The organism is Nostoc sp. XA010, from assembly GCF_020829625.1.
Classification (GTDB): domain Bacteria; phylum Cyanobacteriota; class Cyanobacteriia; order Cyanobacteriales; family Nostocaceae; genus Nostoc.
Genome location: NZ_JAIVFX010000013.1, coordinates 136852 through 161226, shown reverse-complemented (window position 1 = coordinate 161226; position 24375 = coordinate 136852). Strand labels below are relative to the sequence as shown.

Annotated in this window: 5 protein-coding genes; all 5 read left to right on the top strand. The window is 41.4% G+C overall.

What is annotated here, in order from left to right; translation table 11 throughout:
- Positions 1 to 58: 58 nt before the first annotated feature.
- The 5 genes from LC608_RS37600 (at position 59) to LC608_RS19980 (ending at position 23685) form a co-directional block, all read left to right on the top strand.
- Entirely contained in the window at positions 59 to 9994 is a 9936-nt protein-coding gene (locus tag LC608_RS37600; RefSeq protein ID WP_229555176.1) for a non-ribosomal peptide synthetase, read from the top strand.
- Complete coding sequence (locus LC608_RS37595) at positions 9991 to 18615, top strand: non-ribosomal peptide synthetase (protein ID WP_229555175.1); 8625 nt, start codon at positions 9991 to 9993, stop codon at positions 18613 to 18615. Before LC608_RS37600 ends, LC608_RS37595 begins: the two co-directional genes overlap by 4 nt.
- Positions 18616 to 18744: 129 nt before the next feature.
- Entirely contained in the window at positions 18745 to 19608 is an 864-nt protein-coding gene (locus LC608_RS19990; RefSeq protein ID WP_229555174.1) for a phytanoyl-CoA dioxygenase family protein, read from the top strand.
- A gap of 177 nt (positions 19609 to 19785) precedes the next feature.
- Entirely contained in the window at positions 19786 to 21813 is a 2028-nt protein-coding gene (locus tag LC608_RS19985; protein ID WP_229555173.1) for an ABC transporter ATP-binding protein/permease, read from the top strand.
- A 711-nt stretch (positions 21814 to 22524) separates the two neighbouring features.
- Positions 22525 to 23685: an AAA-like domain-containing protein gene (locus LC608_RS19980; protein WP_229555172.1), complete on the top strand. Its 1161-nt coding sequence runs from the start codon at positions 22525 to 22527 to the stop codon at positions 23683 to 23685.
- Positions 23686 to 24375 lie beyond the last annotated feature (690 nt).

Genomic DNA, 24375 nt, shown 5'->3' with positions numbered 1-24375 from the left:
GTTATTAACTATGAATTACGAATTACGAATTAGTTGACAGTATGAAGGTAATAATTATATGAATATCAAGCAATTTGTAGCTGAACTTTCTCAGCAAGGTGTGAAATTGTGGGTTGAAGATGAACAGTTACGTGCTAATGCTCCAAAGGGAGTATTGACAGCAGAAACTCGTGACTTATTAGTTAAGAATAAAGCAGAACTTATTTTGTGGCTGCACCAGAAAAATGAGTTAGCGAAGCTCACCGGAGGTATCGCCACTGATACTGATTTACCCCTGATCAAAGCCGATCGCACTCAGAACTTACCTCTGTCTTTTGGCCAAGAACAAATCTGGTTATTGAACCAGTTGGAACCAAATAACCCCTTCTACAACGAACAAGCAGCTCTACGACTTCGTGGTAATCTAAACGTTGTGGCACTAGAGCAAAGCCTCAACAAAATTATTGCTCGCCACGAAGCCTTACGTACCAACTTCCGAACCTTTAACGAGCAGCCAATTCAGGTAATTGCTGAAAGCTTAACCTTAAATTTGTCAGTAGTAGACCTAACAGAGCTACCTGAAAGTGAAAGAGAAATCGCTTGCCAGCAATTAGCCACGGCAGAAGCTATTCGACCCTTTGACCTCGCTAACTCTGGTTTAATCCGAGCTTCTGTGCTTCAACTCACAGAGCTAGAACACGTCTTGTTACTAACATTACACCACATTGTCTTCGATGCTTGGTCAGTGGGTGTATTGATGCGGGAGTTAGCAATCATTTACTCAGCTCTGTGCAACAACTTGTCCCCAGAGCTACCTGAGCTACAAATTCAGTATGGCGACTTTGCTATTTGGCAACGGCAGTGGTTGCAAACAGAGGTACTCCAAAGGCAGCTTAATTACTGGCAGCAACTACTCAAAAACGCTCCTAGCTTACTAGAATTACCCACAGACCGACCTAGACCAGCCATTCAAACTTTTCGAGGAGCGCGTCAACATATAAAACTTTCAATTGAACTGAGCGAAGCACTTGCCAATTTTAGTAAGCAAGAGAAAGCTACCCTGTTCACGACGCTGTTCACAGCATTTGTTACCTTACTTTATCGCTATACAGGCTCTGATGACATTTTAGTGGGTACGCCCATTGCTAACCGCGATCGCTTGGAAACTGAAAACTTGATTGGCTTTTTTGTCAATACCTTAGTACTACGTACCGATTTGTCAGGTAATCCCAGTTTTAAGCAGTTGCTAAGTCGAGTGCGTCAACTGATGTCGCAAGCTTACGCTCATTCAGACCTGCCCTTTGAGGAGTTGGTAAAAGCATTGCAGCCAGAACGGGATCTCAGCCATACACCGTTGTTTCAGGTGATGTTTCTCCTCCAGAATGCTTCCATATCTCAAGTGGATCTAACTGGGTTAACTGTCAGTCCATTAATGACAGAAAGGACAACTGCTAAGTTTGATTTGACTTTATTCATGGAAAACACTACCACTGGACTAGTGAGTACGTGGGAGTACAACACCGACTTGTTCGATCCAGGCACTATTGAGCGGATGGCGGGTCATTTTGTAACTTTGCTGTCAGGCATTGTTGCTAATCCCAAAGAGCAAATATCGCAATTGTCCCTGCTGACAAAACCGGAACAACGAGAGTTACTTGTCGAGTGGAACGATACTCAAACTGACTATCCCCTTAATAATTGTATCCATGAGTTGTTTGAGGAGCAGGTGGAGCGTACCCCAGATGCTGTAGCAGTGGTGTTTGAAAATCAACAACTAACTTACCACCAATTGAACTGTCGCGCTAACCAGTTGGCACATTACTTGCAGTCTTTGGGTGTGAAAGCCGATGTGCTGGTCGGTTTATGTGTGGAGCGTTCATTAGAAATGGTAGTGGCATTGTTGGGAATTCTCAAGGCAGGTGGGGCTTATGTGCCACTTGACCCAGAGTATCCCAGCGAGCGCCTGAGTTTCATGCTTGAAGATGCTCAAGTTTCAGTGCTACTAACCCAGCAGCGACTCCTTGAGAGACTGCCTGAGCATCAAGCACATCTTGTTTGCTTAGATACTGACTGGCAGGCAATTTCTAACTCAAGTCAGCACAATACCATTACTAGTGTACAAACGAATAATTTAGCTTATATAATTTATACCTCTGGTTCTACGGGTAAACCTAAAGGTGTAGCCCTTAATCAGCTTGCTCTTTGCAATCTGATTCTGTGGCAACTTCAAAATAATACAATTTCTACTGGAGCAAAAACCCTGCAATTTGCCCCTATTAGCTTTGATGTCTCCTTCCAAGAAATATTCACTACCTGGTTTTCGGGAGGCACATTGTTCTTAATTGCGGAGGAACTACGCAGAGATCCAGTAGCTTTGTTAGGTTTCCTCGAAGAAAAAGCTATTGAGAGACTGTTTGTTCCCTTTGTTGTTTTACAGCAACTAGCTGAAGTCGCTATTGATAGTGAGTTAGTTAATAGTCATCCGAGGGAAATTATTACTGCTGGGGAACAGTTGCAGATTACTCCGGCGATTTCTCAATGGTTGGGCAAACTTAGTGATTGTACATTGCACAATCATTATGGGCCATCGGAAAGTCATGTGGTTACTACTTTTAGACTGACTGAGCCAGTGGAAAATTGGCCGTTACTTCCTCCCATTGGAAAGCCAATTGCAAATACACAAACTTATATTTTAGATAAATATTTACAGCCTGTACCTATTGGTGTCCCAGGAGAGTTGTACATCGGTGGTGTTTCCCTAGCTAGGGGCTACCTCAATCGTCCAGAGTTGACACAAGAGAAGTTCATTTTAAACCCGTTTGATGAGACAGGAGAGAGTAGATTATATAAAACTGGGGATTTAGTACGCTATTTAACAGATGGCAATATTGAATACTTTGGTCGTATCGATAATCAAGTAAAAATACGTGGTTTTCGCATCGAGTTAGGCGAAATTGAAGCAGTATTAGGCCAACATAGTGATGTACAAGCAGTTTGTGTCATCGCCCGCGAAGATACCCCAGTTGATAAGCGTTTAGTCGCCTACGTAGTGCCGCATCAGCACTGTATACTCTCAATCAATGAACTGCGGCAATTTCTCAAAGCAAAGCTGCCAGAGTACATGATACCCAATGCTTTTGTGATATTGGAGTCGTTGCCATTAACTCCTAGCGGCAAGGTAGACCGCCGCGTTCTACCCGCACCAGATTTACACAGCGAACTCAAAGCCAAATATATAGCCCCGCGCACCCCCGTTGAAGAAATGCTGGCACAAATTTGGGCGCAAGTGCTGAAAGTAGAGCAAGTGGGCATTCATGATAACTTCTTTGAACTTGGAGGACACTCGCTACTAGCAACGCAACTGGTTTCACGCATCCGCAACATTTTCAAAGTGGAACTACCATTACGTGAGTTGTTTGCCAAAGCAACAGTAGCAGAATTAGCACAAGCAATTGAGCAGTTGCAGCAACAGGACTTAGATATGTCTGCACTGCCTATCTTACCAAGACCAAAAAATGCAGACTTACCGCTGTCGTTTGCTCAACAGCGTTTGTGGTTTTTAGACAAATTAGAGCCGAACAGTGCCTTATACAATTTACCCATAGCTTTACGTCTAGTCGGAAATATCAATCAAGTTACTTTAGAGCAAAGCTTACAAGAAATTATTTATCGCCACGAAGCTTTACGTACCAATTTCGTCGCCGTTAATGGACAACCAACTCAAATCATCCAAACACAACCAAATTGGACAGTCTCAACTGTTGATTTCAAGCATTTATCCACAACCGAACAAGAAATAGCCGTACAGCAATTAGCACAAAAACAAGCTATTCAACCATTTGACCTCGCTAGTGAAGCATTAATTAGGGCGACATTAGTAGTTCTTAATGAGACAGAACACATCTTGTTAATCTGTATGCACCATGTAGTCTCTGATGCTTGGTCAATAGGTGTGTTTGTGCAAGAACTAGCAGCACTTTACAATGCTTATTCTCAAGGTAGACCGTCACCTTTAACACCATTAGCGATTCAGTATGCAGATTTTGCCATCTGGCAGCGAAACTGGTTACAAGAAAATGTGCTGGAAAGCCATCTGAGTTACTGGCAACAGCAACTCAAAGATGCACCAGCTTTATTGTCGTTACCCACAGACCGACCCAGACCTGCTGTGCAGACTTTCGCTGGCGCACATCAAGAATTTGTACTATCAGTTGAGTTAACTAATAGATTGGTAAAACTAAGCCAAGAGCAAGGTTGTACTCTCTTTATGACTCTGTTAGCAGCTTATGATACCTTGCTTTATCGCTATACAGGATCTGATGACATTTTGCTTGGTTCACCGATCGCAAATCGCGATCGCAGTGAAATAGAAGGGTTAATTGGCTTTTTTGTCAATACCTTAGTGATGCGTACCAACTTGGCAGGCAACCCCAGTTTTAGCGAATTGCTCACTCGTGTTCGAGAAATGGCAATGGATGCATACTCTCATCAGAATTTGCCATTTGAAATGCTAGTGGAAGCATTGCAGCCCCAACGGGATCTCAGTCATACTCCACTGTTCCAGGTGATGTTTGCACTCCAGAATGCCCCTATATCTGAAGTAGAGCTTACTGGCTTAACTATCAGTTCTTTACCGGCAACAGGTGCAACTTCCAAGTTTGATTTGTCTTTGTTAATGCAGAACACTGCTGCTGGACTAGTGGGTGTGTGGGAATATAGCACTAATTTGTTTGATGCCAGCACAATCGAGCGCCTGACTGAGCATTTTGTGACCTTGCTTGAAGGTATTGTTGCTAACCCACAGCAGAAGATTTCACAGTTACCTCTGCTGACAGAAGTTGAGCAACAGCAGTTATTAGTTGAGTGGAATGATACTCAGGCGGATTATCTTCAGCATAAGTGTATCCATCAGTTGTTTGAGGAACAGGTAGAGCGTATCCCTGATGCTGTAGCTGTGGTGTTTGGAAATCGACAACTGACTTATGGTGAGTTGAATAGTCGTGCTAACCAGTTGGCGCATTACCTGAAGTCTTTGGGTGTGGGAGCCGATGTGCTGGTTGGGTTGTATGTGGAGCGATCGCTAGAAACAATCGTGGGAATATTAGGTATTCTCAAAGCTGGTGGAGCGTATGTGCCACTTGACCCAGACTATCCTCAAGAGCGTTTGGCATATATGCTAAATGATTCACAGGTATCAGTCCTGTTGACTCAAGAGAAATTGCTGACTAGCCTACCGGAACATGGGGCACATGTACTATGCTTAGATAAAGACTGGGAAGACATATCCACCGAAAGTAAAAATAATCTCGTTAGTGGCTTAACAACTGATAACTTAGCTTATGTCATTTACACATCAGGATCTACAGGTCAACCGAAAGGCACCTTAGTCAACCACTCAAATGTAGTTCGTCTATTTGAAGCGACAAATTCTTGGTATCACTTCAATCAAGATGATGTCTGGACAATGTTCCACTCTTACGCGTTCGATTTCTCTGTTTGGGAAATTTGGGGAGCTTTACTTTATGGTGGACGACTGGTAGTAGTGCCTTATTTAGTGACGCGATCGCCTGAGTCTTTCTATGAATTGTTATGTCAAGAGAAAGTCACAATTCTCAATCAAACACCTTCAGCTTTCCGCCAGTTGATTCAAGCCGAACAGTCAATAGCAACTACTGGCGACTTGAACTTACGCTTGGTTATCTTCGGTGGAGAAGCCTTAGAACTCAAGAGTTTACAGCCTTGGTTTGAACGCCACGGCGACCAATTGCCACAGTTAGTAAATATGTATGGGATTACAGAAACTACTGTACACGTCACCTATCGTCCATTGAGCAAAGCCGATTTGATTGGCACGGCAAGTGTAATTGGTCGTCCGATTCCTGACTTACAGGTGTATGTGCTAGATGAACATCAAAAGCCAGTACCGATTGGGGTTCCTGGCGAGATGTACGTTGGCGGTGCTGGGGTAGCGCGTGGCTATCTTAATCGCCCTGAACTCACAGCACAGAGGTTTATCTCTAATCCCTTTAGCAATAACCCAAAAGCACGACTATATAAATCCGGCGACTTAGCACGTTATTTGCCGAATGGCGAGTTGGAGTATTTAGGGCGCATCGATCAACAAGTAAAAATTCGTGGCTTCCGCATTGAGTTGGGAGAAATTGAGGCACTACTAGCGCAACACCCAGCCATTTGGGAAAGCGTGGTGCTGGTTCGGGAGGATGAACCGGGCAACAAACGTTTAGTGGCTTACGTAGTGTCAAAGACAGAACAATCTCCCACAGCCGCAGAACTACGTCGCTTCCTCAAACAAAAGCTGCCAGAGTACATGGTGCCAAGTGCTTTTGTGCAGTTAGAAGCTCTACCAGTAACAGCAAATGGTAAGGTAGACCGTCGTGCTTTGCCTGTACCTGACACCGCAAGACCAGAATTAGAAAATGTTTTTGTCGCACCTAGCACTCCAGAAGAGAAAATATTAGTCACCATCTGGACTAAGGTTCTCGGTGTTGAAAAAGTAGGTATTAATGATAACTTCTTTGCTTTAGGTGGGGATTCTATCCGTAGTATTCAAGTGCTGTCTCAAGCTAAAGAACAAGGTTTGAGTTTCTCTGTCCAACAGCTATTCAAATATCAGACGATTCACGAGCTAGTCCAAGAACTGAAAACACAGAAAACACCAGAGAATGACATCACAGAATTAGAGTTAACTCAACCATTCAGTCTGATTTCTCAAGCAGACAAACAGCAGTTACCTAATGGTCTAGAGGATGCTTATCCCCTTGCTATGCTGCAAATGGGAATGATTTACCACAGTGAGTACAGCCAAGATAGTGCAGTCTACCACGATATTTTCAGTTTTCACCTCAAAACCCCTTTTGATGTTCAACTTTTACAGGTCGCTATTCAAGATTTAGTCAATTATCACGCTGTACTGCGGACTTCATTTGAGCTTAGTAACTTCAGTATTCCGTTGCAATTGGTTCATCAGCAAGTTGAGGTTCCCTTGCAGGTGGAAGATTGGTGTCATTTACATCATTCCCAGCAAGAAGAGGCCTTAGCTGCTTGGTTTGAAGCCGAAAAGAAACGGCATTTTGATTGGACTCATCCTCCCTTAGTGCGTTTCTTTGTTCATCGCCGCACACAAGAGACATTTAATCTGGCTTTGAGTTTCCACCACGCTATTCTCGATGGATGGAGTGTTGCCTCGATGATGAGTGAGTTTTTTAAGCGTTACTTGTCGCTTTTAGGCGAACCAGTCGATTATCTATCGCCACAATTTAGTCTTGCATTCCGGGATTTTGTGGCTTTAGAGCAACAAGCGATCGCTTCATCGTCAACTGGGCGATACTGGAGTGAAAGGTTAAACGACACCACTTTTACCAAATTACCTCGCTGGTCTGTTGTGCAAACAAATAGCAATGTTCGAGAAGTTGGTGTGCAAGAGGTAACTTTATCCCCTGAAATTTTCGCAGGCTTAAAACAACTGGCTCAGTCCGCAGAAGTTACACTCAAGAGTGTGTTGTTGGCTGCCCATCTGCGAGTCTTAAATTTCCTCACTGGTGAGTCAGATGTAGTAACGGGTGTAGCAGCTAACGGACGACCTGAGCAAAGTGATGGTGAACGAGTCCTGGGACTATTCCTCAATACATTGCCATTCCGCCTGCAATTTGCTGGAGGCACTTGGACAGACCTGGTGCAAAAAGTGTTTGCAGCAGAACAAGAAATGTTGCCGCACCGCCGCTATCCTTTGGCGGAAATGCAAAGGAATTTGGGTGGTGAGCCTTTATTTGAGACGGCGTTTAATTTTACCCATTTCCACGTCTACGAACAAGTACTGGGACTCGATAATTTACAACTGCTAGGTGGAAAGTTTTTTGAACAAACAAACTTGACTTTTGTTGCTCAATTCAGCGTCAGTCCCAACTCTTCTGATATAGTACTGAATTTGAAGTACGATTCCTGCGAGTTATCCTCCGAACAAGTTAACAGGATTAGTGATTATTATCTGAGAGTTCTGGCGGCAATGGCAAAGGAGCCACAAGAACGTTACGAGTTGCAATCTTTTGTTTCTTCAGAGGAGCGTCATCAACTTTTAGTAGAGTGGAATAAAACAGAAGTAGAGTATCCCGCAGATAAATGTGTTCACCAACTGTTTGAAGCGCAAGTAGAACAAACACCCAATGCAACGGCGGTGATATTTGGGGATCAACGGCTGACATACGCCGAGTTAAACGCCAGAGCCAATCAACTCGCTTATTATCTACAAATCCTTGGGGTCAAACCAGAAGTCTTGGTTGGGTTGTGTGTAGAACGCTCATTAGAAATGGTAGTGGCATTGTTGGGAATTCTCAAGGCAGGTGGTGCTTATGTGCCACTTGACCCAGAATATCCTACTGAACGCTTGAGCTTCATGTTAAAAGATGCCAAAGTTTCGTTGCTGCTGACTCAACAACAATTTATTGAAAGACTTCCTCAACATCTAGCAAAGCTTGTCTGTTTAGATGAAGCTTGGTCACAAATTGACCAAAATAATCAAGACAACCTAACGAGTGGAGTCAAACCTTTCCATCTAGCTAATGTGATTTACACTTCAGGATCTACAGGTAGACCAAAAGGTGTGATGGTTGAGCATAAGGGATTATGCAACTTAGCTCAAGCTCAGATTCAGACTTTTAGCGTAGACTCTGATAGTCGCATTCTCCAGTTTGCCTCCTTCAGTTTTGATGCTTCCATCTCAGAAATCTTAATGGCTCTGGGATCAGGTGCAACGCTGTGCTTGGGAACAAAAGACTCTTTAGTGCCAGGGAAACCATTAATTGAGCAGTTACGCAATCATGGCATTACCCATATTACGCTTCCACCATCGGCGTTAGCAGTTATGGCAGCAGAGGAACTTCCGGCATTGCAGACAATGATTGTAGCCGGAGAAGCTTGTTCTGCTGAATTAATAAGGCAGTGGTCTGCTGGCAGAAACTTTTTCAACGCTTACGGTCCAACAGAAGCTACTGTCTGTGCCACGATTGGCAAAGCCACGCCCAAGGCGATCGCAAAATGCACTCTTGAAGACGATAAAATCTCCATTGGTAAAGCGATCGCCAATACACAAGTCTATATTTTAGACAAAAATTTGCAACCAGTGCCTGTGGGTGTACCAGGAGAATTGCACATTGGGGGTGTTGGGTTAGCAAGAGGCTACCTCAACCTTCCAGAATTGACACAAGAGAAATTCATTCTCAATCCCTTTCAAAGAGGCAGGGGGGAAACAGAGAACCAATCCTCTAATTCCGTTCGCGTTGGCGGAGCCTCTCGTAGAGAAGCGTGTACTAAGTACTCACGCCTTTACAAAACTGGGGACTTAGCTCGTTATTTACCTGATGGCGATATTGAATACTTGGGTCGTATTGACAACCAAGTAAAAATACGTGGTTTCCGCATCGAGTTAGGAGAAATCGAAGCTGCAATAAGCCAACATGAGGATGTGCAAGCATCTTGCGTCATCCTCCGTGAAGATACCAGAGATGATAAACGCTTAGTCGCTTATGTCGTAGCAAATCATGACTGTACACCTACAATCAGCTACCTGCGGCAATTCCTCAAAGCAAAACTCCCAGATTATATGGTGCCAAATGCTTTTGTCATATTAGAGTCATTGCCGCTAACTCCTAATGGCAAAGTAGACCGCCGTGGCTTGCCCACACCTGATTTATACATCGACCTTGGAGATAAATATGTTGCCCCGCGCACACCAGTCGAAGAAACACTAGCACAGATGTGGTCACAAGTGCTGGGATTAGAGCAAGTAGGAATTAATGATAACTTCTTTGAACTAGGCGGACACTCACTACTTGCAATCCAACTGGTGTCACGCATCCGCGATCACTTCAAAGTGCAACTTTCTTTAAGCGAATTGTTCAATGGCGCAACAATAGCTGAACTAGCGCAATCTATCGGGAAGTTACAGCAACAAAACTCAGACCTAACTGTTCCACGCATTCTACCAAGGAGCAAGAGATGATTACTGAAGAATTATTACCCCTATCTTATGCTCAACAGCGCTTGTGGTTTTTAGACCAGTTAGAGCCGAACAGTGCTTCATACAACATCCCCTTAGCTTTGCGTCTAGTGGGCAATCTCAATCAGGCTGCCTTAAAACAAAGCTTGCAAGAAATTATTGATCGCCATGAAGCGTTACGCACAAACTTTATCACTGTTGATGGACAACCAACACAAATCATTAGGGAACAGAGAACTGGGAACTGGGAACTGGGGATTGTATCAATTGTTAACTTGAAGCATTTATCGACAACTGAACAAGAAATTGTTACACAGCAATTAGTACAACAAGAAGCTATTCAACCTTTTGACTTGGCAAACCAAGAACTAATTAGAGCAACATTAGTATTGTTGAATGAGACAGAATATGTCTTGTTAGTGTGTATGCACCATGTTGTCTCTGATGGCTGGTCAATGGGTGTGTTTGTCCAAGAACTAGCAGCACTGTACAAGGCTTATTCTAAAGGTGAGCCGTCACCTTTAGCACCACTACCCATTCAATACGCAGATTTTGCCTTATGGCAAAGAGAGTGGCTGCAAGGGAATGTACTACAAACTCAACTAAATTATTGGCAACAACAATTAAAAGATGCACCAGCTTTATTGTCACTACCCACAGACCGTCCCAGACCTGCCGTGCAGACTTTCGCTGGTGCAACTCAAGAATTTACACTCTCAGTTGAGTTGACTAATAGACTGACAAAACTTAGCCAGGAGGGAGGTTGTACTCTCTTTATGACTCTGTTAACAGCCTTTGATATCCTACTTTACCGCTACACAGGGCAATCAGACATTTTGGTGGGGACATCGGTCGCCAACCGCGATCGCAGCGAAATAGAAGGGTTAATTGGCTTTTTTGTCAATACCTTAGTGATGCGTACTAACTTAGCAGGCGACCCCAGTTTTAACGAATTACTTGGTTGCGTTCGCCAAATAGCTTTAGGAGCATATACTCATCAGGAATTGCCTTTTGAAATGGTAGTTGAAGCATTGCAGCCAGAACGGAATCTCAGCCATACACCACTGTTCCAAGTAATGTTTGCACTCCAGAATGCGCCCATGTCTAAACTAGAGCTTGCTGGTTTAACTATTAGTTTTTTAACAGCAGAAAGCAAAACTACTAAGTTTGATTTGAGCTTATCAATGTACAACTCTGGTGCTGGATTAGTGGGTGTATGGGAATATAGCACTGACTTATTTGATAGCAGCACAATTGAGCGGATGACTGGGCATTTTGTGACTTTGCTGGAAGGAATTGTTGCTAATCCACAGCAGAAGATTTCACAGTTACCTCTGCTGACACAAGTTGAACAGCATCAGTTATTAGTTGAATGGAACTCGACTCAAGCAGAATATCCTTTCGATAAGTGTATCCATGAGTTGTTTGAGGAGCAGGTTGAGTGTACTCCGGATGCTGTAGCAGTTGTCTTTGAAAATCAACAATTGACTTACCAGCAATTGAATTGTCGCGCTAACCAGTTGGCGCATTACTTGCAGTCTTTGGGTGTAAAACCAGATACGTTAGTGGGTATTTGTGTAGAGCGATCGCTAGAAATGGTCGTGGGACTACTAGGTATTCTTAAGTCGGGTGGGGCATACTTGCCACTTGACCCAGATTATCCTCAAGAACGCTTGAGCTTTATGTTAGAAGATGCTCAAGTTCCAGTGCTACTGACCCAACAACAACTCCTTGAGAAGTTGCCTCAGCATCAAGCGCAGATTATATGTTTAGATACTGACTGGCACTTTATTTCTCAGTCAAGTCCAGACAATCTAATCGCTGGTGTACAAGCAGCTAACTTAGCCTATGTGATTTATACCTCTGGTTCTACAGGTCAGCCTAAGGGAGTAATGCTTTCTCACCGCAACCTTTGCAACCACATGTCCTGGATGCAAGCAACATTTCCCCTGACTGAAAAAGACAAAGTGCTACAAAAAACTCCCTTTAGCTTTGATGCCTCGGTTTGGGAATTCTACGCTCCTTTGTTAGTAGGCGGACAGTTGCTATTAGCTCAACCCGGAGGTCATGCTGATACTGCTTACCTGTTAAAGTTAATTGCCCAGCAGCAGGTAACAACTGTTCAATTTGTACCATCTTTGTTACAAATACTTATAGAACAAGGAGGACTCGAAACTTGTCACTCACTTAAACAAATCTTCTGCGGAGGTGAAGCCTTACCAGTTGCTCTGCAAGAGAACGTGTTAAGTAATCTCAATGTGAACTTGCACAATCTCTACGGGCCGACAGAAGCTTGTATTGATGCAACCTTTTGGACTTGCAAACCAGGAATTGAACGACAAGTTGTCCCCATCGGTCGCGCGATCGCCAACACACAAATCTACATTTTAGATGAGTATCTGCAACCAGTACCCGTGGGTGTACCAGGAGAATTGCACATTGGTGGTGCAGGGATAGCAAGAGGCTACCTCAACCGTGCAGAGTTGACAAAAGAAAAATTCATCCTTAACCCTTTTAGCGATGAACTAGATTCCCACCTTTATAAAACTGGTGATTTAGCACGTTATTTACTGGATGGCACAATTGAATACCTGGGACGTATTGACAACCAAGTAAAAATGCGTGGTTTCCGTATCGAGTTGGGAGAAATTGAAGCACGGTTGAGCCAATGTGAGGATATACAGGCGTGTTGTGTTATTGCTCGCGAAGACACGACTGGGGATAAACGCTTAGTCGCCTACGCAGTTCCGCATCTAGGACAAACTCCTACAGTCAGCCAGCTACGCTCTTTCCTCTCTGGTCAACTGCCACAGTACATGATGCCTCATGTTTTTGTGATGCTGGAGTCCCTACCTCTTTTGCCCAACGGCAAGGTAGACCGCCGCGCATTTCCTGCACCAGACTTTCGTGGAGAACTAGAAGTCAGTTTTGTAGACCCACGCAATCAAATTGAAAAAATACTAGCGCAGATTTGGGCAGAAGTTCTCAGACTAGAGCAAGTGGGCATTCATGATAACTTCTTTGAACTTGGCGGAGATTCTATTCTCAGTATTCAAATCATCAGCAGAGCCAAGCAAACAGGATTGCATTTGACTCTCAAGCAATTATTTGCATATCAAACAATTGCAGAATTAGCGACAGTAGAAAACATAGCAAGTGTTATCCACATAGAACAAGGATTAGTCACAGGGATATTACCTCTAACACCAATTCAACACTATTTTTTTGAGCAAAATTTACAACAGCCGCACCACTTTAATCAATCATTTTTGCTCTCAGTACCATCTGACCTCAAGCCAGAACTATTAAAGCAAGTATTGCAGCAATTGCTAATACATCATGATGCTCTGCGCTTACGTTTTACACAATCTGAGGCGACTTGGCAACAAATTCATGCTGTTACTGATAGTGTTGCTTTCTTTTATATAGACTTATCGAATCTGCCAGAGAGTGAGCAAAAAGCTGCCATTGAAGATAAAGGAGCTTACTTTCAAGCGAGTTTGAATCTGCCAGAAAATCTAGTACAAGCCGCCTTTTTCCATCTAGGTATTGATAAAAGGGCGCGACTACTAATAGTCATCCATCACTTAGTAGTTGATGGTGTTTCTTGGCGAATTTTATTAGAGGATTTACAAACAGCTTACCAGCAACTTGCTCAAGGTAAAGCCATTGCCCTGACTGCCAAAACAACTTCTTTCAAGGATTGGTCTGAAAAATTAACAGCTTATGCACAATCACAAGCCCTCAAATCTGAAGTGGCTTATTGGCTGAATGAATCTCGCGCCGCAGTTCCTTCCATCCCAGTTGACTATACACAAGGGGCAAACACCGTTGCGTCTGCCAGTACAGTATCAGTGTCATTAAATGAGATCGAAACTCGTGCCTTACTGCAAGATGTGCCAAAGGCTTACAATACTCAGATTAATGATGTGCTACTGACTGCTTTGGTGCTGGTTTTAGCAAAATGGACTAACTCAAGCTCTGTGCTGTTCAATTTAGAAGGTCATGGGCGAGAAGATATTGTTGATGATGTTGATTTGTCACGCACTATCGGTTGGTTTACAACCATTTTCCCTGTAATTGTGGAACTGGAAGCAACAGAAAATCCAGTAGATGCCTTAAAATCTGTCAAAGAACAACTGCGCTCTATTCCTAACAAAGGTATTGGCTACGGTTTATTGCGGTATCTCACTCAAGATGCAGAAATTGCTACCCAATTACAAGCATTACCGCAAGCTCAAATCAGTTTTAATTATTTGGGTCAATTCGATCAACTTCTCAATACATCTTCTTGGATGCAGCAAGCTAGTGAGTCTGCGGGACACAGCCAAAGTTTGCTCAACAACCGCGCTCATTTATTAGACATTAACAGCATTATTGCTGGAGAACGGTTACAAATAGAGTGGACTTACAGCACTAATGTCCATCAGCACGCCACGATCGCAAATCTGGCGCAAGATTTTGTTAAAACATTGCGAGGGTTGATTGCTCATTGTTCATCACCTGAGAGTGGAGGTTATACATCTTCAGATTTCTCTTTGGTGAAGCTAAACCAGTTAGAACTAGACCAACTGTTGGCAAGTTTAGGCAAAACTAACTCCAAGAATATTGAAGATATTTATCCACTTTCTCCCATGCAGCAGGGGATGCTGTTTGAAAGTTTGTATGCTCCAGACTCAGGAGTATATTTTGAGCAGTTAAGTTTTACTTTAAAAGGTGAGTTGAACGTAGCAGCTTTTGAGGAAGCTTGGCAGCAAGTGGTAGCACGGCATTCAATCTTGCGGACTGCTTTTGTTTGGGAGCAATTAACCCAGCCACTTCAAGTAGTATATCGGCAGGTGGATTTTAACCTACAAACCCATGATTGGCAACAACTATCTACACAAAAGCAGCAACAGCAATTAGAGCTTTTCTTGCAGTCACAGCGAAAAGAGGGTTTCCAACTGAATCAAGCACCACTGATGAGCCTCAGCCTGATGCAATTGAGTGCAGATAGTTATCAATTCGTTTGGAGTTCTCATCACTTATTGCTTGATGGCTGGTCAACGCCTTTGATTTTCAAAGACTTATTATATTTTTATCAAGAAATTTCTCAAGGTGAAACTGTAGCCGTTCAACCAGCCCAAAGCTACCGCAACTATATTGCTTGGCTACAGAAACAAGACTTAACCCAAGCTGAACAATTCTGGAGAGAAAAACTCCAAGGTTTTACCTCACCCACTTCTTTGATAGTTGATAAACCATCGTCAAAACGACAACAGCTAAATTCTAGTTACAGCGAACAACAAATCCAACTGGCAGAGCAAGCAACAGCTAACCTTCAGGCTTTTGCACGGCAGCATCAACTAACAATAAATAATTTGGTGCAAGCGACTTGGGCATTACTACTGAGTCGTTACAACCAAGAAAAAGATGTAGTTTTTGGTGCTACTGTGTCAGGTCGTCCGCCCTCTCTTGTCGGCATTGAGTCGATGGTGGGGATATTTATCAATACCTTGCCAGTACGAGTACAAGTTACAGATGATACCCAAGTCTTGGCTTTGTTGAAGGATTTACAAACACAACAAGTGGAGTCTGAGCAATACTCATATAACTCATTGGTAGATATTCAAGGGTGGAGTGAAGTCAAGAGAGGAACGCCTGTATTTGAGAGTATTGTTGTTTTTGAAAATTATCCTGTGGATGAGGCAGTAAAATCGCCTAATCAAAGTTTCTCTATAGAAAGTATTCACAGTATTGAACAAACTAATTATCCGCTAACTGTAATTGCTGCTCCTGGTAAGCAATTGTTGGTGAAGATTAACTACGATACTAGCCGATTTGATGATGGTGCGATCGCTCGTTTATTAGGGCATTTCCAAACATTACTTGAGGGAATTGTCGCTAACCCACAGCAGCAAATTTCCCAATTGTCACTAATCACACCAAAGGAAAAGCATCAGTTATTAGTTGAGTGGAACAATACCCAAACTGATTACCCAATTGATAAATTTATTCATCAGTTGTTTGAGGAGCAAGTAGAGCGTACCCCAAATGCAGTGGCGGTAGAGTTTGAGACTCAACGACTTACTTACTACGAATTAAACTGTCGGGCAAATCAATTAGCACACTACTTGAAGTCCTTGGGTGTGAAACCAGATGTGCTAGTCGGATTGTGTGTAGAACGCTCATTAGAAATGGTTGTGGGACTGTTGGGGATTTTAAAGGCTGGTGGTGCTTATGTGCCACTTGACCCAGACTATCCAATTGAGCGTTTGCACTTCATGCTCGAAGATACTCAGGTAAGGGTGCTGCTTACCCAACAACAACTGATTAGGAAACTACCCCAACATGAAGCGCAAGTTGTTTGTTTAGATACTGACTGGGCAGTAATTTCTCAATATAGCCAGCAAAATCTCATCACTGGTGTAGAACCTAGTAACTTAATTTACGTAATATTTACCTCTGGTTCTACAGGTAAACCAAAAGGCGTAGCTTTGCCCCATCGAGCAATCACTAATTTGATTCAATGGCATTTAGCTACTCTACAAACAGAAATGGGAGTTCTTCAATTTGCCTCATTAAGTTTTGATGCCAGCATTCACGAAATGTTTGCTGCTTGGTGTTCTGGCGGAACACTATTTATAGTTTCCGAAACTGTGCGTTTGGATTTGGACAGTTTAATTCACTTCCTAGCAAGCAAACCTATACAGAAGGTAATTCTTCCAGTTGTTGTGCTTCAGCAATTGGCAGAGGTATACGGACAGCAAAAACATTTGTTCAAAAATATTACAGAGATTATTACTACCGGCGAACAACTGCAAGTAAATCGACCCATTGTTAATTTATTTAATAATTTGGAAAATTGTTCGCTGCATAATCATTACGGGCCTTCCGAAACCCATGTGGTAACAGCTTTTACGTTCTCAGGTACACCAGATACTTGGCCTGCTTACCCTCCAATAGGAAAACCTATTGATAATACACAAATGTACATTGTCGATAGTAATTTCCAACCAGTTCCTATCGGTGTGACTGGTGAACTTTACATAGGCGGCGTTGGGTTAGCTAACGGTTACTATAATCGTCCGGAATTAACAAAGCAAAAATTTATCCCTAATCCTTTTAAAGCTGAAGATTACTTGTACAAAACTGGGGATTTGGCGCGTTATTTACCGGATGGCAATATTGAATTTCTGGGTCGCATTGACCATCAGGTGAAAATTCGGGGATTTCGGGTTGAACCAGGAGAAATTGAAACTGTACTCAATCAACATTCGGAAATTCAAACAACTGTGACCATTGTCCGGGAAGATACCCCAGGTGATAAACGTTTAGTGGCCTATATAGTACCGCATGAAAACTGTGTACCGACAATTAGCCAACTGCGTCAGTTCTTGAAAGCAAAACTACCACCTTACATGGTTCCGGCAATAGTCATTCTGGATTCCTTGCCGCTAACGCCCAATGGTAAGGTAGACCGTCGCGCATTGCAAGCACCTGCTGACACCAGTGACGCAGACAAATTTGTTGCACCACGTAGCCAAGTAGAACTGCAATTAACGCAAATCTGGTCAAGAATTTTGAAAGTGGACAAGGTGGGAGTACGAGATAACTTCTTTGACCTTGGTGGTCATTCCCTTTTAACTCCTTACTTAATGGCTCAAATTAAAAAGCAGTTTGGTAAAGATATTCCTATAGCAAGCCTTTACCAAAATCCTACTATTGAACAGTTGGCAACTATTGTGCAAGCGGATTCGGATTCCTCAATTTGGTCTCCCTTAGTAGCAATTCAGCCGAACGGTCCCAAGCCACCTTTGTTTTGCCTTCCAGGAGCTGCTGGTACCCCTTTCTATTTGTATGACTTAGCGCGTTGTCTGGGTTCAGACCAACCATTTTACAGTTTCCAAGCAAATGCTCTTTCTGGAGAATCGGAATCAATTACTCCAGTTGAGGATGTAGCCGCCCAGCACATTCAAGCACTCTTAGTTGTTCAACCGCAGGGGCCGTATTTTTTAGCAGGCCATTCTTTTGGCGGTAAATTAGCCTTTGAAATGGCGCAGCAGTTACTTCGCAAAGGCCATAAGGTTGCTTTAGTTGCCATTCTTGATACTACAGCACCTTTTTATCAGGAAAATCCAGAAGGTTTTGATTGGGATAATGCTAAATGGCTAGCTCAACTGGCAGGTGCAATCGAAATTGTTCACGCAAAAAAACTAGATATTTATGACGATATTCTTCAATGTTTGGTTTGGGAAGATCAACTGAAATACGTTCTAGAACGATTAAAAAATGCTGATATCTTGCCTCCCGATGATGAAATTACGCAGCTTAAGAATATGGTGGAATTGCTCAAAGCTAACTCTCTAGTTAATTATGTACCACAACAGGTTTATCCAATCCGAATTACCCTCTTGCGCGCTAGCGAAACTCCCGCAGTTGAAGAGTCTAATAATGAAGTAGTTTCTGAGATTTTGCAGGATTTGACCTGGGGCTGGAGCAAGTTTTCTACCGAGCCAGTGGATATCCATTTTGTCCCAGGCAACCATGTCACGATGATGAATCAACCAAATGTTCAGGTCTTAGCCGAACGGTTGAAAGCTTGCATCGAAGAAGCACAGGAGACTAAGGGTGACGGGGTATGAACCTTCTTTTGATCGTCAGATTCTACCCATAAAGAGCATTTTTCTTTAAAAAAGCGATCGCTATTGAACAAAGCATTGCAATATTCCTGCCGATTTACTGAGTTAATTTGAATCGTCAAAACAATAATTATGTTCCATACCAATCAGATAGATAAAACCATGAAATTAACCAAAGACCAAGTAGAATATTACAAAGAGAATGGGCTACTGTTTATCCCAGAGCTTTTCTCGACAAAAGAAGTCAAGGCAATGCACGCTGCTGTTGAGGATTTGATAGTAAGAGATATACCAGGACGGATTTTAGAAAAGGATAACAAAACAGTGCGTGCTCTTCATGGATGCCACGCCACCACGGAAATTTTCGATTCCTTGACTCGACACCCTAGCCTCCTAACATCTGCCTGTGAAATTCTCAATAGCGATGTATATGTTTACCAATTTAAAATAAACTTTAAAGCAGCTTTTGGAGGAGATATATGGCCGTGGCATCAAGACTTTGTGTTTTGGGATCAAGAAGATGGTATGCCATCCCCTAAAGCATTGAATGTTGCTGTTTTCTTGGATGAATGTAATGAGTTTAACGGGCCTATGTATTTCATTCCAGGTTCTCACAAAGAGAGCCTTGTTCACTTAGGACAAATAGAGTCATCTGAAGTTAATGGTCAAAAAAATGACTGGGAATCTAATGTCAGTGCTGCTCTCAAGTACTCTCTTGGGAAAGAAACGATCGCTAAACTAGCTACTGAAAAAGGTATCGTTGCACCAAAAGGCCCTTTAGGCTCTGTCCTTTTCTTTCACTGTAATTTAGTACATGGATCAGCACCCAACATTTCTCCTTACGATCGCAGGCTCCTAATTATCACTTATAACAGCATCAACAATATACCAAGCTTCAAGGGGCAACCCAGACCAGAATTCTTGGTGAGCCGCGATCACACACCACTACAGCCTCTATTCAACAAAGCTCTTATCGAGCCTGCATTTTGTAAATAATGCGATCGCCTAAACCTAAAAATGGATGAAGTCGAGCCAGCACAAGTAAATATCTAAGTGCAAACATGATTCTGAGTATCGAGTGCTATATGTAATTTCTCACTCGGTACTTATTACTTGTTATTCAGCACTAAAAAGTATTAAATCTGATTATAAAAGATTTTAGTTTATTAAAATATGCCAACCCAAGTTCTTCAAACTCAACCCGGAACAAATCCTGTTTCAGATTTTATCCAATTCTGGAAAAATGTCGGAGCGATCGCAGGCCCTTACTGGTATCCAACAAAGCCAGGGCAAAGAGCATTCTCAGATGTGATTCGTGCATGGGGAATGCTTATTCTGTTGATATTATTAATAATCGCACTTGTAGGTATAACTGCTTTTAATAGTTTCGTTAATCGTTATTTGATCGATATAATTATTCAAGAAAAAGATTATTCTAAGTTCATTAACATAGTGTGGCTTTATGCTGTTGGGCTTGTCTGCGTAACCCTCTTAGTTGGATTTTCTAAATTTCTTAGAAAAAAAATCGCTCTTGATTGGTACCAATGGCTCAACAATCATATTTTAGATAAATATTTGACCAATCGTGCTTATTATAAAATTAATTTTAAAGCTGATATAGATAACCCAGATCAACGTTTATCTCAAGAAATTGAACCTCTTCCTAGTAATGCCCTCAGTTTTTCAGCTACATTGCTAGAAAAAGTACTGCAAATGGCGACTTTTTTAATAATTCTCTGGTCAATTTTTCCAAAGGTCGCTATTGCTTTGCTGATTTATACGATTATAGGCAATTTGATTGCTGTTTACTTAAATCAAGAATTAATTAGAATTAATCAAGAGGAACTTGAATCTAAAGCAGACTACAATTATGCACTAACTCATGTTCGGAATCATGCCGAATCAATAGCTTTTTTTCGAGGAGAAAATCAAGAACTAAATATAATTCAGCGAAGATTTCGTAATATTCTAAAAAGTGCGATACGCAAAATTAATTGGGAGAGAAATAACGAGATTTTTAACAGGGGGTATCAGTCTGCTATCGAATTTTTTACGTTATTATTACTCGCACCTTTATATATTAGTAATGAAATTGATTTTGGACAAGTTGGACAAGCTACTTTAGCTAGCTATCTGTTTGCTACTGCTCTGGGGGAATTAATAGCTGAATTTGGCACTTCTGGAAGTTTTTCGAGTTACGTTGAGCGTTTAACTGAGTTTTCAGATGCATTGGAAGAAGTCACTAAACAACCTGAGAATCTGAGTGCTGTTAAAACAATAGAAGAAAACTATTTTGCTTTTGAGAATGTCACCTTACAAACACCAAACTATGAGCAGGTGATCGTCGAAAATTTGTCACTTTCTGTTCAACGTGGAGAAGGTTTATTGATTGTTGGCCCCAGTGGTCGAGGCAAAAGTTCTTTGTTGAGAGCAATCGCTGGTTTGTGGAATGCGGGGACTGGTCGTTTGATGCGACCTCCCCTAGAAGAAGTATTGTTTTTGCCCCAACGTCCTTACATAATTTTGGGAACTTTACGCGAACAATTACTCTATCCTAATACAAATCGTCAAATGACCGATCGAGAACTCAAAGAAGTTTTGCAACAAGTCAACTTGCAAAACTTGCTAAGTCGAGTCGATGGCTTTGATACAGAAGTTCCTTGGGAGAATATATTATCTTTAGGAGAACAACAACGCCTTGCATTCGCACGACTGTTAGTTACTCATCCTAGCTTCACTATATTAGATGAAGCAACCAGTGCCTTGGATTTGAATAATGAAGGAAGTTTATATCAACAATTACAATCAACTCAAACAACTTTTATCAGTGTTGGGCATCGGGAAAGCCTGTTTGATTATCATCAATGGGTTTTAGAGCTTTCACAAGATTCCAGTTGGCAGCTTTTAACCGTACAGGATTATCGGTTTCAAAAAGTAAAAGAAATTGCTATCAATCCTATCCAAAAAGCTGAAATCAAAATAGATGATTTTTCCAACAAAGAATCCCAAATCCAACCAGAAAGAACAGTAAAAATAGACACAATCGAAGAGCTTTCTCATCAGGAAATGCTGATGTTAGTAAACTATTCAATTGGTACCATTAGAAGTAAGGCAAGCAAAGGCCAATCTATCACTACTAAAGAGGGCTTAACCTACCGCTATAACAAAAACCCAAAGATATTGAAATGGGTAAGACTTTAGTACTATACAGCACTTCCGGCGGCTATGAGGTACATCTTCAAAGCTGAAAGCTGTGATAAAAGAGGGACAAGACGAAAACTGTATTGCATAATAGCCGGAAGCGCTGTATTTTCAATAATTGCGTCATCCTTGTTTGTATAGTAGTAGCGATGAGCCTGTAGTTGAGAGATTCAATTTTAAAATCATTTAATGAATTAAAAACTGTATTAGTTATTAAAGCAAAACGTCAACAAGGAAATTTCAATCCCAATTACCAAATTGAGTATGTTCAGGCTTCTTATTCCGAGGTAAGAATCGTATTTTCTTGATTTAGGATGGTTACGTCATTTTTTAAATTTATCAACCCATGTTTGCTACCGAGACTTAGACTAGTTGCCGATGTTAAACTGTAAAGTCATGGTTTTTACATCTATGTTTCCAGGTGCAAAATATGAGGTTCAGAATTTTTTTCATTTTTTAGTTCAAAATATAACTTACTTATTTTTTTATTAACTATGTATAGCATAAAAATTAGGAACCAGCTATTTTCTAAGAGTGATTAAACAGGGCGTTCGCCATCAGATAATCCAAATAAAGACAAGACAATTAAAACTTAATCAATAGTAAAAATAATGAGCATAATAGTGAAATTACATCAGAATATTGTTGTAGTTAAATATTGTATCGGTTATAAAAGTACAAGTATTCCTATTTATGGGAATTGACTTGACTATGAGATATCAGGTCGGTGGTAGCCTGAAGTATGATGACTCTACATATATTGTCCGTCAAGCAGACGAACAACTTTATACTGGATTAAAAACAGGAGATTTTTGTTATGTCTTCAACTCTCATCAAACAGGCAAATCATCTCTACTACACCGGACTATTCATCGTTTAGAAAAAGAAAATCATATATGTGTTTATCTGAGCTTAGGTCTATTAGCTACTAATCAAATTACACCTATACAATGGTATAAAGGCATTATTTTCAGCCTGTTTCACAAGTTCAATCTGACAGAACGGGTTAACTTTGGGAGTTGGTGGGAGGAACAATCAGAGCTTGACCCTGTACAAGGACTGTATAAATTTGTTGAACAGGTGTTGCTGAGAGAAATTAAAAATAATCGCATTTTCATCTTTATCGATAATATTAATAGCCTGCTAAGTTTGAATTTCCCGATCAACGACTTTTTTATCTGGATTCGTTACTATTATGAACAGCAAGCACACAACCCAAGCTTTCAACGCTTGCATTTTGCTTTGTTTGGTGTAGCCAGTCCATCTAACCTAATTGCCGATCGATATCGCAATCCCTTTAAGATTGGTCAAGCAATTAAGTTATGTGACTTTCAATTACATGAAGTTATGCCTTTAGCTGAAGGTTTAGAAGAAGTAGTCAGCCAGCCACAGGCAATATTGGCGTATATTATTCATTGGACGAGAGGACAACCGTTTCTCACGCAGAAGCTTTGTCAGTTAGTTGTGCAAGTTGCCTTAGAAAGTTATAAGGCACCGATTACTATACCGAAGGGTGCTGAAGGATATTGGGTAGAGCAATTGGTGCGATCGCGCATTATTCAACATTGGGAATTCCAAGATGAACCGCAACATCTCCGTACCATAAGAGATCGCTTACTTTTTGACGAACATAAAGCAGGAAAGTTATTAAACATTTATCAACAGGTTTTACAAGTAGAGGAACTAAGGAATAGGAATCCAATAGATAACTTGATACCAGCCGATAATAGTGAAGAACAGACGCAACTGTTGCTGTCTGGTTTGGTGGGAAATTATAACGGCTATCTGAGAGTTAAAAATCCGATTTACCGGAGTGTTTTCACTCCTCAATGGGTATCAAGACAGTTAGAAAATCTTCCCTTTTCTTGGTAGGAGCTAGTAGTTCGCTTTCGTGACGAAAGCGGGGTAAAGGGTAAGGGATAAGGGGTAAGTGGGAAAGGGTTTAAATCCCTTACCCTTTCCCCAGTCCTTACTTAGCATTTTTAGGTTGGCAGACTACTAGTAATTAAAATACATTGTTAAATAAGCTCTGCATTGTTTGCCTAACAAATAAGTATAAATTAGTACTGAGTTATATATCAAGCTACTCGTATATTTTTGGTCTTTGGTTATGCATAGTTTCTGCGAGGTTTTCAACCTAGTCTTGATTAAAAGTAGTTCCACAACTGTTAATACTCATTACTTAGAGTTCTACTAAAGCGATAAGATTTTTGCAACGCACTAACAAACAAGTCATAAATTATACAAGTTAAGAATATTACATTATTTATTAAATTACATTTGTACAAATTCAGGTAAATACAAAGACTTCGCTTCTTTAGAGACTTTTTGCAAGACAACCATCAAAATACCCAGTAAATAAGTAGGAAAAGTAGGATAAATAGATAACTGATGTTAGTGTTTACTATCAAGCTAGTATAATGTAACTTGTTTGTTAAAGTTCCAATATATCTTAGGAAAAAATGAAATGAAAATGTATCAAAGATTGCCACATTAAATTATAGTTTCAGTATGTAAAAACAAATGTTGCTTGTGACACTCATTTCTAACAGGTACTTGGGA

Bases quoted from the DNA above. Each gene is read 5' to 3' on its own strand.
- LC608_RS37600 (WP_229555176.1), top strand. From the start codon at position 59: ATGAATATCAAGCAATTTGTAGCTGAACTTTCTCAGCAAGGTGTGAAA.
- LC608_RS37595 (WP_229555175.1), top strand. From the start codon at position 9,991: ATGATTACTGAAGAATTATTACCCCTATCTTATGCTCAACAGCGCTTG.
- LC608_RS19990 (WP_229555174.1), top strand. From the start codon at position 18,745: ATGTTCCATACCAATCAGATAGATAAAACCATGAAATTAACCAAAGAC.
- LC608_RS19985 (WP_229555173.1), top strand. From the start codon at position 19,786: ATGCCAACCCAAGTTCTTCAAACTCAACCCGGAACAAATCCTGTTTCA.
- LC608_RS19980 (WP_229555172.1), top strand. From the start codon at position 22,525: ATGAGATATCAGGTCGGTGGTAGCCTGAAGTATGATGACTCTACATAT.